This window comes from Hyalangium sp. (genome assembly GCF_035629615.1).
In the GTDB taxonomy this organism is placed as follows: Bacteria; Myxococcota; Myxococcia; order Myxococcales; family Myxococcaceae; genus Hyalangium.
The window spans coordinates 15,670-30,409 of the sequence record NZ_DASPHO010000084.1 but is presented as its reverse complement, the minus strand read 5'-3'; the positions used below and the strand labels follow the sequence as shown (position 1 = coordinate 30,409).

General features: G+C 69.7%; 12 protein-coding genes. 9 read left to right on the top strand and 3 right to left on the bottom strand.

From position 1 onward, the window contains the following. From VD972_RS03735 to VD972_RS03725, 3 genes are all read left to right on the top strand, one after another. A partial coding sequence (locus VD972_RS03735) for a protein kinase domain-containing protein (RefSeq protein ID WP_324980840.1) occupies positions 1–897 on the top strand: 897 nt, incomplete at its 5' end. A 411-nt stretch (positions 898–1,308) separates the two neighbouring features. After that, the gene (locus VD972_RS03730) at positions 1,309–2,640 is read left to right on the top strand and encodes a sensor histidine kinase (RefSeq protein WP_324980837.1); all 1,332 of its coding nucleotides are present in this window, start codon (positions 1,309–1,311) and stop codon (positions 2,638–2,640) included. A 36-nt stretch (positions 2,641–2,676) separates the two neighbouring features. Further along, on the top strand, positions 2,677–2,832 hold the full coding sequence (locus VD972_RS03725; protein ID WP_324980834.1) for a hypothetical protein: 156 nt from the start codon (positions 2,677–2,679) through the stop codon (positions 2,830–2,832). A 26-nt stretch (positions 2,833–2,858) separates the two neighbouring features. Here the strand turns inward: VD972_RS03725 and VD972_RS03720 are convergent, their stop codons facing one another. After that, positions 2,859–3,053, bottom strand: coding sequence for a hypothetical protein (locus VD972_RS03720; protein ID WP_324980831.1), 195 nt, complete (start codon positions 3,051–3,053; stop codon positions 2,859–2,861). A gap of 628 nt (positions 3,054–3,681) precedes the next feature. On the opposite strand from VD972_RS03720, the gene VD972_RS03715 reads away from it, so the two are divergent. Next, positions 3,682–7,002: a hypothetical protein gene (locus tag VD972_RS03715; RefSeq protein WP_324980828.1), complete on the top strand. Its 3,321-nt coding sequence runs from the start codon at positions 3,682–3,684 to the stop codon at positions 7,000–7,002. 59 nt (positions 7,003–7,061) lie between these two features. On the opposite strand, the gene VD972_RS03710 is transcribed toward VD972_RS03715, so the two are convergent. Then, positions 7,062–7,595: a hypothetical protein gene (locus VD972_RS03710; RefSeq protein WP_324980824.1), complete on the bottom strand. Its 534-nt coding sequence runs from the start codon at positions 7,593–7,595 to the stop codon at positions 7,062–7,064. Positions 7,596–7,843: 248 nt separating this feature from the next. Between VD972_RS03710 and VD972_RS03705 the strand changes: the two genes are divergently transcribed. The 5 genes from VD972_RS03705 to VD972_RS03685 all read left to right on the top strand — a co-directional run bounded on the left by VD972_RS03705 (position 7,844) and on the right by VD972_RS03685 (position 13,788). After that, positions 7,844–9,385, top strand: a complete 1,542-nt coding sequence (locus VD972_RS03705) for a hypothetical protein (protein ID WP_324980821.1) — start codon at positions 7,844–7,846, stop codon at positions 9,383–9,385. A gap of 21 nt (positions 9,386–9,406) precedes the next feature. Continuing rightward, positions 9,407–10,519: a hypothetical protein gene (locus VD972_RS03700; RefSeq protein ID WP_324980818.1), complete on the top strand. Its 1,113-nt coding sequence runs from the start codon at positions 9,407–9,409 to the stop codon at positions 10,517–10,519. Positions 10,520–10,534: 15 nt separating this feature from the next. Beyond that, positions 10,535–11,101 (top strand): hypothetical protein, encoded by a 567-nt coding sequence (locus VD972_RS03695; protein WP_324980815.1) that lies wholly within the window; start codon positions 10,535–10,537, stop codon positions 11,099–11,101. A 116-nt stretch (positions 11,102–11,217) separates the two neighbouring features. Beyond that, positions 11,218–12,552, top strand: coding sequence for an aspartate aminotransferase family protein (locus tag VD972_RS03690; RefSeq protein WP_324980811.1), 1,335 nt, complete (start codon positions 11,218–11,220; stop codon positions 12,550–12,552). A gap of 96 nt (positions 12,553–12,648) precedes the next feature. Next, positions 12,649–13,788, top strand: a complete 1,140-nt coding sequence (locus VD972_RS03685) for a metallophosphoesterase (protein ID WP_324980810.1) — start codon at positions 12,649–12,651, stop codon at positions 13,786–13,788. Positions 13,789–13,814: 26 nt separating this feature from the next. Here VD972_RS03685 and VD972_RS03680 read toward each other — a convergent pair whose 3' ends face one another. Next, a complete protein-coding gene (locus tag VD972_RS03680; RefSeq protein WP_324980808.1) occupies positions 13,815–14,621 on the bottom strand; it encodes a hypothetical protein in 807 nt (268 codons plus the stop codon). Positions 14,622–14,740: the final 119 nt, after the last annotated feature.

Below are 14,740 nucleotides of genomic sequence, written 5' to 3'. Positions count from 1 at the left end.
GTAGGACCCTGGCGCGTGGAGGGCTGGGCCGGCCGCGGCGTCTATGGTGCCGTGTACCAAGCCGTGCCTGCAGGAGCCGAACACGCCATACCCGTGGCCCTCAAGCTGGCCTTGCACCCAGCAGACCCACGCTTCGCTCGCGAGGTAGAGCTGCTCTCACGCCTCAACCATCCCCATGTCCCTGGCCTGCTGGGCCATGGAGACTGGCAGCACCCAGACGGCACGCTCTACCCCTTCGTGGCCATGCTCGCGAGCGCCCTGGCGGCCCTCCATGCCCAGGGCTGCGTCCACCGCGACGTCAAAGGGGCCAACATCCTGGTGCGGCGCTCCGACAGCAGTGCCGTGCTCACCGACTTCGGCACAGGCCTCTACCCCGGTGCCTCCACCCTCACACCTTCCATGGTGTTCCCGAGCACTCCGGCCTACCGCTCCCCAGAGTCCTGGCTGTTCGAGCTGCAGTTCTATCGAGAATCCGCCGCCCGCTACCACGCTGGCCCGGCCGATGACCTCTACTCGCTGGGAGTCACCGCCTGCGCACTGCTCACCGGCGCATACCCGGAGCCAGGCGAACCCACTCAGGACGAACACGGCACCTGGCACCTGGCGGCAGTGATCGCTCCCCCTGCCCTGCTGAACAACCCTCGCATAGAGCTGCGGCTGCGGTCCCTCGTCCTACGCCTGCTGTCGGTGCGCCCCGAGGAGCGCGGCACTGCCACCGCGCTGACAGCGGCGCTGGAACAAGCCGCCGAGCACACAGCGCCAGAGAGCACTCCGCCGTGCTTCACCGGGCAGCTCTTGCCGCCTCCAGAACTGTCTCCGGAACAGGCCGCTGCCGCGCCTGGGCCCGGCTCCCGGAAGCACCTCGGCGACGACGTTGTCGAAGTGCTCGCCGCCTGATCCCAGGAGCGCGCCCTGCCGCTCAAGGCACAGGAGCCACGTCCTGAGGAGTCCTCCATGGCGAGAGGCTCCGCCGAACGGCTGAGGCTCCGAGCACCCACGTGGCCTGGCTGGCCCTCGCTCGTGCTGGCAGCAGCGAGCCTGGCGCTGACTGTGTGGACATGGTGGGCCGCTCCCCGGGGTCCTCTGGAAGTGCTATCCGTCGCTCAGGCAGAGGGCTCGGGCGTTGAGGCACCGGACGCAGGCCCCGCGGGGCTCGGAGAGGCTGCAGTGACTTGCTCCACACCGAGAAGATGTTTTGCCTGAGGCGAGGCTATCTTCGCCCACGTCCTCAGCTGCTCATCTCCCAGAAACTGCGACAGGTGCTGCTCGGTATGAAGGCGAAGGGCTTCGAGTTTGAGGTCGCACACCTTGCGTGAGTTGCGCGCCGCTTTCACCTTGGACAGGAAGTCGCTGGTCTTCGCGGCGGTCCTCCCTCTGGTGTCACTCCTGGAGTTTCTCGCCCTCTCCCACTTCAGCATGGGCGCGCTGGCGGTGCGCGTGGCGTGGGCCCTGCAATTGGTGGTCTACGCGTTCTGGCTCACGCGGGTGTCCGAGTCGGGGCGGCGCCTGCTCGTGCTGAGCAGCTGCGCGCTGGGAACCCTCTTCTATCTGGCGCTCTGCGAGCTGACGGGGGGCATGGACAGCCCCTACATCCACCTCGTGCCCACCCTGCCCCTGCTGGTGGCCTTCATCTACCCGGAGGAGGCGGGCGCGGCCATCGTCAGCGGCATCAGCTGCATGCTGGGTTCCGTGGTGTTGGTGGTGGGTGCCTCCCCCGACCGCATCTTCGCGTGGGCGGCTGTGGTGGGAACGGCCACGTTCTTCGGGATGTACGGAGCCTCGCGCTTCCGCAAGGCCCTCGCGGCGCACCACGAGATCCAGGTAGAGCGCGCCCGCCGCGAGGCGCTCGAGAAGCTCGCCGTGGCGGAGCGCCACCGGGCTCAGTCCGAGAAGCTGGCCACCGTGGGCCGGCTGGCCGCCAGTGTGATGCATGAGATCAACAACCCGCTGGCCTTCGTCCGCTCCAACGTCGACTTCCTCAAGACCGAGGTGCTCGCCCAGCCGCTGGCACCCGAGGTCCGCGAGGAGCTCGAGGAGGTGCTCTCCGAGACGCGCTCGGGGCTGCTGCGCATCCAGCAGATCGTCTCGGATCTAAAGGGCTTCTCGCGCATGGACGTGGAGGAGGCCAGCCCGTGCAGGGTGGCGGACGTGGTGGCCGACGCGGTGCGGCTGGCGGACGTGCGGCTCAAGCACGTGGCCCGGTTGCACGTCGAGGTGCCTGACACACTCCCCGAGGTGTTCGTCACCCCCCAGCGACTGACCCAGGTGGTGCTCAACCTGCTCGTCAATGCAGGTGATGCGCTGGAGGAGCACCGCGTGGCCCAGGGCGAGATCCGCGTCCGGGGCGAGGTGTGGGGCTCGCGCGTCGTGGTGCTGGTGGAAGACAACGGCCCCGGCTTCCCCCCAGAGGTGCTGCCGCGCCTCTTCGAGGCCTTCTTCACCACCAAGGGCCCCGAGAGAGGCACGGGCCTGGGCCTGTCCATCTCGCGCGAGCTGGTGGAGCGCTTCGGCGGCACACTCCACGCGGAGAATCGTCCCGAGGGCGGCGCGCGTCTGCGTGTCGAGCTGCCCATGCATGTCCCGAAGCCGGCCGACGCCACGGTCCTTCAATCACACGAAACCCCTGGCCCGAGATCCTGACGAGTTCGCCATCACGGGCTTCTCCACTGGCGAACCATGCGTCTGCCTCATACTCCCACGCTCCGCTTCAAGTGGCAGGCGAGCGCAGGCACCCTCGCAACCCCGGCGGGCTCCCCGGCCGTGGGCGAGCTGGCGCGGGCGGGCCCCGACGTGCAGCCGTGCTACCTCGCCGGTGCGAGTCTCGTGCCCTGACCCGACCGCCTCGAGTTCGTCCTCGGCTACCGGTGGGTCTCGGCCCTCGCCACGCTGCCCCCACAGGAGGTGGCGATCGCCGCCTCCGCCTCCTGGAGTCTGCCCAGGGCCGTGGGGAGATCGCCCGCGCCATCCACGGCTGAGAGCGCCAGATTGAAGATCCGGCCCGTGTTCGTCTGCCCGACGAAATCCTCCAGGAAGCGAGGAACCGCGACCGCCACGGAGTACGTCGGCTCGGGATCCGCTCACGAGCCAGGCGTTCCTGACCAGCCAGTCCAGGCCAGGTGGACTCGAGGAACGCGCGAACCTGGCGAATGTAGTGCAAGACCTCGAAGCCCACGAACAGCCGGCGCTCGGCGAGATCCACCGAGTCGGGGAGCTCTCCCGGCTCTGCCGTCAGGCCCATGAGCGGACCGCCGAAGACCATGGGCGACTCCAGATCCAGGAAGCGGCCATCCGCGGTGAAGTTGTTGTGGAAGGAGCCCCAATAGACACCCGAAGGTAGTGAGGTGAGAGGCGCTGCATGCGCGACCGTGAGAGGTCCCGGAATGGGGGCCCACGACAGCGAGCCCACTCCCGAGACGCAACCGGATGGAGCCGGAAGGCCGAGGTTGTGACAGCGCCACCCTGCACGAGCCCGTGCATGGGCGGTGTGCGCCAGGCCTTGGGGAAAACCACAGCACGTCCCAACCCCACATCGCGCACAGCCCCTCACAGGTGCTTCCCAACACCCATCGGCCAGTGGGCCGATGAACGTCGAGTCACGCAATTTCAACAACCTTTCGGTCAGCAGGGAATGTCATTCTCCGGGCTCCAAGACACGGGCAGCGCGCAGCCGAGGTGATCATCATGAGCAACCGAGTGGGCAGTGGTGACACCAACGCCGCGGAGATCGCGCGTCGCATCGCGGAGGAAGCCGCCAAGCGCGCCGCAGAGGCCGCTCGTCAGGCAGCAGAGGCCGCGCGCCAAGCCGCAGCACAGGCCCAGCAGAGCCAGGCTCAGGCCGGTGCCGCGCAGAAGAAGGATGCCTTCGAGTCTACACACGCCGCCGCAGCACAGCAGGCCTGGCTGAACGGAGAGAATGCTCCCACGAGCGCCCCGAACACGGATCTCTCGACCCAGAACCTCAACAGCGCCCAGGCCACCACCCTTCTCAGTGAGAACGTCCACGACACGGCGGAGAACTGCCTGGACGCCTCCATCGAATACGCCGCCGAGACCGACGGCGAGGTCATCCTCCTGGATCCTGCTCCCGAGAGCCCGTCGACCGTGGGCCACGCGCTGGTCCGCAACGAGGAAGGCTACTGGGACCCCAGCACCGGCAACACCTACGAGTCATTCAAGGACTGGCAGGAGGCCTCGGCCGATCCGGACAACTCCACCTCCCCCACCCAGGGCGAGCTGTACCAGGTCACTGCCGAGCTGGGCATGGACGAGGCCACGGGCGAGCCGCAGGGCATCTCCGGGCGCGCGCTGTACGAGATCACCACCGCGCCCGCCTCCGAGCGCGGGCAGCTCCTCCAGGAGCTGAGCACCGAGCTCGGCGTCTCTCCCACGTTCTTCGGCGAGCATGCCTACGCCAACGGCGGCCCCATCACCGTGCCCTCCGGCGTCGAGACCCAGCAGTTCTCCGGAGATCCTTCCGGAGTGACGCGGGTGAACGTCGCGGACCTGGGCGAGCCGCTCAGCTCCCAGGTCCAGGCCTCCTATGCCGTGCAGACCAACACCGGCGCTGGCGCGGGCGTGAACGTCGTGCCGCAGGACGGTGAGCTGTATGTGGCCGTGAACGCCGATGGACAGCTCGTCGATCTGCAGAACGGCACGCCCCAGGTGTTCCAGACCGGCACGGTGAACACGATGAGCGTGTTCGCCAACGCCAACATGCAGGAGCCAGCAGAGGTGCAGCAGGCCTATGCCACTGCCCTCGGGCTCAGCCAGGAGCAGCCGGTCCAGGCGCTGCCCACCGACGCGCCGCTGACCGCGGACGAGGTCGCCGCCTACCAGGAGCTGGGCTACACGGTGGCCGTGCTGGATCCGGCCAATGGCAACGCCGCCCTCCGCCCGCCGGACTCCGCCAACTCCGGAGACATCGCCAACATTGGCGCCGTCCCTGGCTCGGAGCCCGTCTACGTGCTGGTGGGCGGGCCGCCCCTGGAGACCTTCGGTGACCTGACGCCCCAGGAGATGGGCGAACTCTACACCGCCGCCAACACGCTCCCGGATCCGGCCACCACGGATCCCGCCGACCTGGGCGACGCGGTGGGCACGCTGGTGGACACCACCGACGCCATGTGGAACGGGAACGATGTGGATCCCGGCGCGATGACGGCCCTGACGATGTTCACCACCGAGCGGTTCGCTCCCTCTCAGCAGGTCGGCCACGGGTCCGAGCTCAGCTTCCAGTTCGCGGTGGATGCGCTCGCGGAGTCCGGCGGCCCCGAGGTCGCCCAGGCGGTGGCCATGGGCCTGGCGCTCGAGTCCGTGGACCCTGGCAATGCGCAGGCCGGCATCCACTCCGGAGAGATCGCTGCCCAGGCCATGAGGCTGTCCACCACGCCGGAGATGGCGCAGGCGGTGCTGGAGACGGTGGGTCCCCAGAACATGGAGGCCTTCATCGGCTCCATCGGCATGGCGGCCATGAGCGACTCCAACGACCCGCTCTTCCTGGGCAGCGGCTCACGCTCCATGGAGCTCACCCGCTTCATGGAGCAGCTCACACAGGTCCAGGGAGCCGACGCCATGCCGAGCGCCGCCCAGGCCAGCTTCTTCCTCGGCGTCTTCAACCAGGCTGGACCCGATCAGTGGCGTGACCCCGACTTCGGCGCCGCCATGGGCACCGGCCTCGCCAACACCTTCGCCCTGGGAGACGCGGAGCTCGCCGCCACCGAGGGGGCCCGGCTGAGAGAGCTGCTGGCCAACCCGCACATGGGCGAGCTGCTCGCGAACGCCTCGCCGCAGGAGCGCGAGCAAATCGGCCTGCTCGCCCTCACCACACCGGGGCTGAACTCGGCGCTGATCGACGAGCACGGAGGCAACCTGGCCACGGCCATGGCCTTCGCGCAGTACCAGCAGGGCGCCAACATGCTGACCGCGAACCTGGTGGACGGCACGCCCGTGCTGGGACCGGATGGCCAGCCCTTCCTGCCTCCCGGGGAGCTGCCGTCCCCACCGCAGGGCTTCGACATGTCCGCCCACCCGGCCATGGCCGCGCTCCCGCAGCCTGTGACAGCCGCTGGCATCCAGCAGGCCGTCGCGGCGGGGCAGCTCACGGGTGATGACGCGGCGGCCTACCTCCGGAGCCTGGCGGAGACCACCGCGCCCATCGCCAACGCGGACATGGAAGCGTTCGGCTCCAGCCCCGCGCTGACGGGCGTCATCGGCTTCTTCGAGGACTTCAACCCCTTCAATGATCCCAACCCGCTGAGCCGCTCCAACGTCAACGACATGGCGCAGGTCCAGCGCGACTCGCTGCTGGCCCTGGCGGACACGCTGGAGGGCAGCACGGATCCCGCGCTCATCGCCCAGGGGCTCTCCGCGGGCGCCACGGTGGACTCCACCTTCTGGCAGTCCATGCAGCCCTTCGGCGAGGCGGTGGCCGCCATTGGAGACAATGTCCAGAGCAACCGCCAGCTGACGATGGCGGCAGTCGGCCTGGCCGCCTCCATCGCCGCGCCGATGATGATGGCCCAAGGCTTCGCGGCCATGACCGCGGGCACCGCGGCCAGCACCGTCTTCGGCGTGCCCATCACCGCCACGCCGTTCGTCACCGCCGCGATCCCCGCCACGACCATGGGGGCCTTCGGCGTAGCCACCAACGCGGCCTCGCAGTACAGCGACACGGGCACGGTGAACTGGGGCCATGCCATCATGGGCGGCACGGTGGACGGCCTGACGTCCTACTTCGGCGCCGCGGTGGCCGCCCGAGCCACTGCGAATGGCTGGGGCATCACCCGGTCGGTGGCCTCTGCCGCCGGCGTCGACGTGACGGGCAGCTTCAGCAACTACCTGCTGGGGACTCCGGGTGGCCTGGAAGGGATCCTCAATGGGGACCCAGAGCACACCAACGCCATGCTCAGCCAGGTGGGCCTCACCCTGGTCACCTCGACCGCCACGAACACATTGAACTACGAGGCGCCCACAGTGAGCCCCTCTGCCGGATCCGGTCAGTGACGACGCGGCCCGGGGATGCGCGCCCTCGAGAGCTCCTCGGGGACGCCGTCTCCAGGGCGCTACGGCTTCCGCTTCTTCTTCGGAGCCACCGGCGGTGAGGCGGTCGGCTTTGCCTCAGCTCGGCCCGCCGGCTTGGGAGCCGAGGTGGAGGGCTGGGCCCCTCCGGCCTTCTGCTTCTTGTCGGCCAGGGCGCTGAGCTTGGACCAGGGCCGCTTGAGCGGCGTCGCCGGGCGAGGGGCCGAGCGCGAGTCCTTCCGGGTGGCGGAGGACTGATCCTTCTGGGCAAGGCGCTGAGCCTGCCGGAGTCGAGCGAGGGTGCTGAGAGGCACAGCTTCCGGCGGGGGCGGGGCAGGCTCCGCGACGGGCTGAGGTTGGGAGCCAGCAGCGGGCATTGGAGATACCGCCAGTGGAGCGACAGAGTTCGGCTTCGCAGCCACCATGCGCTTCGAGGAGGGCTCTGATGCCACGGCCGTCAGCTTCTTTGTCGGCGCCTTGGGACGAGGGGCCGGCGGTGGCTCGGCCTGGGCTGGCGGAGGGGACTCCTCGGGCTTCGCCTTCGCCTGCACCACCGGGATGCTGACCGGAGGTCTCATGGCGCCACGGACGCCAATCCGAAAGCTCCCCAGTCCCGATGCCGGAGGGGCCTCGGGCGAACCTGAATCCTTCTTCGACGGGTCGGTCATGACCTCTCCTTCCAGCCAGGATGGGGCCTTGCGTACCCCAGGATAACGCGGCCCTCCCCTTCGGAGCGCATCGTCGTGCTAGATAGCGGGTGCTCATTGCGCGGGGCGGCCGGGCTCAGCGCCTGACGTCACTCCGCTGACGTCATCCCGAGGAGACGATGAGAGCCCTGCTCCTGCTCCTGCTCCTGCTGGCCGCGCCCGTCCTGGCCGCTCCACGACAGGCGTACGTCCTGCGAATCGAAGGCTCCGACGCGTTCGTTGACATGGGCCGCTCCGATGCGGCCGCCCCTGGCACGAGGCTCCGCGTCTATCGCGTCATCGAGGCGCGCCACCCCACCACGGGCAAGGTGCTGCGTGACCGCTTCCTGCTCGGCGAAGCGGAGGTCCTCGAAGCCGGAGAGGCCCTCTCGCGCATCGGCGGCGCCAAGGAGCTCCTCCTGCGACTCGAAGTCGGTGACGAGGTGGAGCTGGCGACGGCTCCCCCTGTGGCGCCCACCTCGCCCACTGCATCCACCCCACTCTCTCCCTCCAAGCCAGGCACGCCGCCGCCACCTGATGCGGAGAGGGCCGCCTTGCGCGCCGCGTGGGATGCCGCGCTGAGGCTCCCTCCCTCCGAGCGCGCCCGGGTCTGGGAGGGCTTCCTTGCCTCATGGCCGCAGTCGGAGCTCGCAAGCCCCATCCGCGCTGAGATTGCGCTCCTGCGCGCGGCCCCCGCGTCGTCCTCCGGAGAGGAAGACGCCCTCCCACCCGAGACTCTCGTGAGGACAGGAGGTCCCAACACGGCCCTCGTGGGGGAGCCCATCCTCATCACCCTCACGCACCTCGAAGGCCCGGCTCCTCATGCGGCGATAGTGCACTGGCGTGCGCAAGGAGCCCCCGGCTTCCAGACCGTCCACATGCGCGCCGAGCCCACGGGCCACTTCCGCGCGCAGCTTCCCCAGGAGGCAGCGGTCGAACCCGCCATCGAGTACTTCGTCGAGACCGCGGACGAAGACGGGACCTCCGCGGTCATCGCGGGGAGCGCCACCTCCCCCCAGCGCGTCGCCATCAAGCTCCCACCGAGCGCCCGGCACGTCGAGCGCGACAACCGCAGCCGCGTGCGCATCCACGACGAGTACGTCGACTTCAACCGCTTCAAGGGCAATGACGTCTACAACCTCTTCGAGGTGGACTTCCTCTACCGCGTCCTCACCACCGTGCACTCGGTGCGCGTCGGCTTCGGCAGCTATCAGGGCCGTGGCACTCCGAAGGAGCTGCTGGACACGAAGACCACTCCCAAGCGGGTGGGCTTCACCTACGGCTTCAGCGAGCTCGAGATCCGCCTCCATGAGTCGCTCGCCGCGCTGGCCCGGGTCAACGCGGGCGTCAACCGCGAGGGGCTCTCCACCGGCGTGGAGCTGGGCATGCGCATCGGCAGCGAGACGGGCACCTCCCTCACGCTGCGGGGCGCCACCCTCCGCAACATCGGCAAGCGCGCCAACCTCGCGCTCGCGTGGGACGCGGTGAAGGGCTGGCCCATGAGCGCCGAGGTCATCGTCACCAACGAGCCAATCGGTGAGGACCTGGGGGTGCGGCTCCTCTACACCGTGGGCCGCTCCGTGACGCCCTGGCTCGATGTGGCCGGGCGCGTGGGCTACCAGCTCCGGGACATCAACCACTCCGGCCTCACCCTGGGGCTCGGGACCACCTTCCACTGGTAGCGGTCACGGGAGAACCTTCCAATGACATCCCTGTCTGCCGCCACTGCCCTCCTCCTCTGGCTCACCACCCAGGCCCCGCAGGCCCCCAAGGCGCCTGCCCCGCCGCCACGTGCTTCCTTGGAGGTGCGCCACATCCCGCTGGCCCAGGTGTTCTCGGGGAGAGAGATCATCCTCGAAGCCACGGTCACCCCCGCCTCCCGCCTGGGCGCGCTCATTGCCCACCACCGCACCGCCGGAGAGGCGGCCTTCCGCGAGACGGCCTTCACGCTCACGACGGAAGGCGACTACGCCGCCCACATCCCCGTGCCTCCCGAGCAGCACGCACCGGTGGAGTACTACCTCACGGCCCGCGACACGGAGGGCAAGGAGTCCGTCCGCTTCGCCAGCGCGGAGCACCCTCACACCGTCCTCATCCAGGTGAAGGACGGTGTGCTCGAGAGCGAGGCGCTGCTCGCCTCCTATGATCATCGCCGCTCGCGCGTCTCCCTCTTCGCCGAGTACGTGGACTTTGGCTCCACTCGCGCGGGGACCGTCCGCTACCTGGACCGTTATTACCGGCTCGAGGCGGACTACCTCCACCGCCTCCTCACGGAGGTGGCCGGTGTGCGCCTGAACTCCATCCGCATTGGCGTGGGGCACCTGCGCGCGCGAGTCCCTCCCATCCAGCTCCCTGTTCCCGCGGACTGGCCACCGCTGGAGGGCCCCCCCCGCACGGTGCGCACGGGCCTCGACTACGGATTCTCCGAGCTGGACGTGGGCCTCAGCTCCCGCTTCGGCTTCACCACGAAGGTGATGCTCGGAGGCAACGCGGAGGGCTTCTCGGCCGGGCTCGGCGGACAGCTCCGCATCGGACCGGCGCGCGGCTCCCATGTGGAGCTGGGGGTGGAGACCACCTCGGGCCTCGGCACCACGGGGACGGTGCGGCTCGCCTGGGACACGGTGACACGCGTGCCCATGAGCGCCGCCTTGCAGGTGACCGACTTCCCCGATGGCCCCGCTGGCGTGCGCTTGCTCTACAGCGCCGACTTCGAGCTGTCCCCAGCCCTCACCCTCGGAGCCATGGTGGGCTACCAGGCCCGCATCTCCATCAGCGGTGGACCCACGCTCGGGCTGGCCTCGAGCTACGCCTGGTAGGAGAGGAGGCTCACCATGGTGCTCACCGCCTTCGCCCTCCTCCTGCTCGCCGCCGAGCCCGATCCCTCCTTCGCGGTGGTGGCCACCGCGCCTCCCAGCCTCGAGCGCGTGGCCAGCTCCGCGGGCTCCACGCTGGCCGAGCGCCTGGAGGCGCAGCACGTGGAGCTCGGCGGCTACCTGAAGACCCTGGGCCCCGGCTGCCCCGCGGAGCTGCAGTGCCTCGTCGCGGCGCCGGCCCTCTCCACCACCACGCGCCTGCTCCATCTGCGCGTGCGCCCGCTCTCCGGCGGCAGACTGTCCGCCGAACTGCGCCTGATCGATCGTGCGCGGCGGGTCCTCGTGGACCGGAGCGCCGCCATCGTGGAGCCCGGTGAGCTCGCCACCTGGGCCGAGCAGGCCGCCTCTCGCCTCTTCACCCGGGCCAGCGCGTCCACTCGCACCCTCCCACCGAGCCCCTTCCCGGCCCGAACGTCCGGCTCGGCGCCAGTCCCTCCTCCCGCGCCACCGAGCGCCACGGTCCGCCCTGCTCCGCCTGCCGCTCCACCTCCTGTGAAGGTCCGCGGCGCGGACGAGGAGCCCTGAGCCAGGGCTGCTTTGTTGCCCCCCGCACGGCCTGCCTCCCCTCGGAGTGCAGCGAAGGCTGTCCCGAGCTCCCAGGGATGAGATAGTGGGGGAGTCAGCCCGAGCCGGAGAGTTCCATGGGAAGCCTCGAACCGAACGATCGTGAGATGGCGGCATACTGGATGCCGTTCACCCACAACCGCTACTTCAAGCAGCACCACGCGCGCCGCATGCTGGCCAAGGCCGAGGGCGCCTACTACTGGACCACCGAGGGCGAGAAGCTCTACGACGCGCTCTCCGGCCTGTGGTGCAGCGGCCTGGGGCACCGCCACCCGAAGATCGTCGAGGCGGTGAAGCAGCAGCTCGACCAGGTGGACTACAGCCCCGCCTTCCAGATGGGCTACGGCCCGACGTTCAAGCTGGCCGAGCGCATCATCGGCATGGCCCCCGCAGGCATGGGCAACGTCTTCTTCGTCAACTCGGGCTCCGAGGCCGTGGACACCTCGCTGAAGATCGCCCTGGCCTACCACCGCACCAAGGGCGAGGCCTCCCGCACCCGCTTCATCGGCCGCGAGAAGGGCTACCACGGCGTGGGCTTTGGCGGCATCTCGGTGGGCGGCATGGTCGCCAACCGCAAGATGTACCCCTCGGCCATGCTGGTGGGCGTGGACCACCTGCCCCACACCCACAACCTCAAGGAGATGGCCTTCACCAAGGGCGAGCCCACCTGGGGCCTGCACCTGGCCGGTGAGCTGGAGCGGCTCGTGGCCCTCCATGACGCGTCGACCATCGCCGCCGTCATCGTCGAGCCCATGCAGGGCTCGGCCGGCGTCATCGTCCCGCCCAAGGGCTACCTCCAGCGCCTGCGGGAGATCTGCACCAAGAACGGCATCCTGCTCATCTTCGACGAGGTCATCACCGGCTTCGGCCGCATGGGCGCCAACTTCGCCGCCCAGCACTACGGCGTGGTGCCGGACATGATCACCTTCGCCAAGGGCGTCAACAACGGCACCGTGCCCATGGGCGGCGTCATCGTCCGCAAGGACCTCTATGACACGCTGATGACAGGCCCGGACCACGCGGTGGAGTTCTTCCACGGCTACACGTACTCGGGCCACCCGCTGGCCGTGGCCGCCGCGCACGCCACGCTGGACGTGCTGGCCTCCGAGGGCATCAACGAGCAGGTGAAGTCGCTGGTGCCCGTGCTGGAGGACGCGGTGCACGCCCTCAAGGGTGAGCCCAACGTCATTGACGTCCGCAACTGCCAGCTTGCCGCCGCGGTGGAGTTCTCGCCCATGGACGGCAAGCCCGGCCTGCGTGCCCTCAAGGTGTTCGAGGAGTCGCTCAAGCGGGGCGTGCTGTTCCGCTTCACCGGCGACATCATCGCCATGGGCCCGCCCTTCCACTCCACCCCGGACGAGCTTCGCCGCATGGCCGAGGTCCTCCGCGAGTCCATCCGCGCGGCGGGGTAGCGCTCCGCTCCGCTCCTCCCGCCTCATCCGGGCCCGGCGTGCCTCACTGCTCAGAGGCCGCCGGCCCGCCCTGGTCCACAGCACCCCTCGGTCCGGATGCCCGCCCCGTCCAAACGACGCCTCGGCGTTTATCTGCTCCTCGCGCTCACGCTGCTGGTCGTTCCCGCCGCGCTCGTCACGCGGAGCTACCTCCTGCATGAGACGTTCATCGCGGATCCGGCTCCTCCCGTCAGCACGCTCGAGCGCGCTCCCACCCCCCTGGTGCGCGTGCTGGTCTTCGGCGACTTCGGCTTCAATGGCCGGCAACAGGCCGCCGTGGCCCACGCCATGGCCGAGGAGCACCGCGCGAAGCCCTTCGACTTCGGCCTGCTGCTCGGAGACAACCTCTACCCCTGCGGCCCGGATCTGTCGCTCCCTGGCGCGGCCGACTGCACCTTCAGCGAGGATGACAACACCGTCACCCCCGGCTACCAGCCGCCCGAGGATCCGCAGTTCCAGGCCCTCTTCCACGCTCCCCTCGCGGGCCTGAAGCGGCCGGATGGCGACGCGCTGCCCATCCACGCCGTGCTCGGCAACCACGACATCGGCTACTCGCGCTCCTGCTTCGAGCGCGGCAAGCTGCCCCCGCGCACCTCCCGGCTGAAGGCCTGTCTCGAGGTGGCGCACCGGGGCCCTCACTGGGCAATGCCCGCCCGGCACTTCGTCGTCGACACGGCCACGGCCCGGTTCATCCTCTTCGACTCCAACACCCTCGCGCTCGACGACTACACCTTCTCCTTCGAGGAGGAGCTGGCCTTCGTGAAGGAGGCCATCGCCGGCTGCGGTGAGCGGCGGTGCTTCCTCGCCTCGCACCACATGTCCGTGACGGCGGGCAGGCACCAGCCCGAGACCCGCACCCCGGTCTACCAGGAGCGGATCCGCCGCATCGAGGAGGCGGGCCGCATCGACGCCTGGCTGTCCGGACACGATCATGACTTGCAGCACTCCCTCACCGCGAAGGGCTACGACGTCTTCGTGTCCGGCAGCGCCGCCAAGACACGCATCGAGACGTTCGGCCCCGAGCCAGCCCCGGGCGCTCGCCTCCGCTTCGGCTCCACCTCCTGGGGGTTCGCCGTGCTCGAGGTCTTCCCCACGGGCTGGAGCATGCGCTTCCTCAACGAGCGCCGCGCACCCCTCTACTGCTGCGAGGCCCACGGCCAGGGACGGTGCGAGCCGGTGATCTGCCCTCGGGAGTAGCCACCCGCCTCCTGACGACCCTCACCTCACGGCAGGAGGCCCTCCTCCACCGCGCGGGACAGGAGCTCGGCGAGCACCTCCATGCCCCCCGAGGTATCGAGGCGTGTCTGCGAAGTCCCACCGGACTGCTCGCGCGTCTCGCCGCCGACGAACATCGGGAGGGGCCGCCGGCCGAGCCGCAGGAGGCGCTCATCGTAGAAGGCCGCGGGAGCCCGCTCCTTGAGCAGCCGCGCCAGTGCCACCATGTTGGCTGTCCGGGTGGGCTGCATCGCAGCCCCCAGACACGAGAAGTCGAGCTCGCGCTCGCGCAGCACGACGCGCTGGCCGCCCCGGCCGTGGAGCAGAATGGCCTGCTCGGTCTCCTCTTGCTGGGAGCGCGTGGTCCGCTCGACGGAGCGGGACAGCTTCAAGCCCGAGGTGGCAATGGCCGTGGCCGCGGAGAACTTCGCTGACTTCTGGGTGCTCTCCGTCTCGGAGCGGACCGTGCTGGCGCCCCGGAGGAGGGTGATGACGTCGCCCCACGGTAGCTCGACGGGAGCACCGGTTCGAGCCTGGAAGGTCCCCCCCAGTGGCCCCAGCACGGCGGTGCGGGCCATGACGCGCAGCCCCCCCGAGGGCGCTGCCACCTCCAGTGCGAGCACAGCGAGCCCCGCCTGACGCAGCGCGGCCACGAGTGCAGCCGCGGGCTCGGGCGCGAGGCTGGCGAGGATCGCGGGCGGCTCGGGAGCCAGGCGGATGCGCGCCTCTGCGAGGCTCAGGCCCAGAGCCTTGCCGAGCGCGGCCGCCGCTCCCTCTCCGTCCACCGGTGTCCGCACGCTGGCAACGAGCCACATGGCCCCATCCTACCCCGAGCGCGCTTCCCGAAAGGTGATCCATGTCCCATTGGGGGTAAGGTCCACCTCCGGAGAACTTTCGGAGCGCTCAACCGTTCCTCGGTGACGCTCTCCTCCTT

Excerpts from the sequence above, each read along its gene's own strand:
- VD972_RS03710 (WP_324980824.1), bottom strand. The coding sequence starts at position 7,595 with ATGAGACCTCCGGTCAGCATCCCGGTGGTGCAGGCGAAGGCGAAGCCC.
- VD972_RS03700 (WP_324980818.1), top strand. The coding sequence starts at position 9,407 with ATGACATCCCTGTCTGCCGCCACTGCCCTCCTCCTCTGGCTCACCACC.
- VD972_RS03690 (WP_324980811.1), top strand. The coding sequence starts at position 11,218 with ATGGGAAGCCTCGAACCGAACGATCGTGAGATGGCGGCATACTGGATG.
- VD972_RS03680 (WP_324980808.1), bottom strand. The coding sequence starts at position 14,621 with ATGTGGCTCGTTGCCAGCGTGCGGACACCGGTGGACGGAGAGGGAGCG.
- VD972_RS03715 (WP_324980828.1), top strand. The coding sequence starts at position 3,682 with ATGAGCAACCGAGTGGGCAGTGGTGACACCAACGCCGCGGAGATCGCG.
- VD972_RS03685 (WP_324980810.1), top strand. The coding sequence starts at position 12,649 with ATGCCCGCCCCGTCCAAACGACGCCTCGGCGTTTATCTGCTCCTCGCG.
- VD972_RS03725 (WP_324980834.1), top strand. The coding sequence starts at position 2,677 with ATGCGTCTGCCTCATACTCCCACGCTCCGCTTCAAGTGGCAGGCGAGC.
- VD972_RS03705 (WP_324980821.1), top strand. The coding sequence starts at position 7,844 with ATGAGAGCCCTGCTCCTGCTCCTGCTCCTGCTGGCCGCGCCCGTCCTG.
- VD972_RS03695 (WP_324980815.1), top strand. The coding sequence starts at position 10,535 with ATGGTGCTCACCGCCTTCGCCCTCCTCCTGCTCGCCGCCGAGCCCGAT.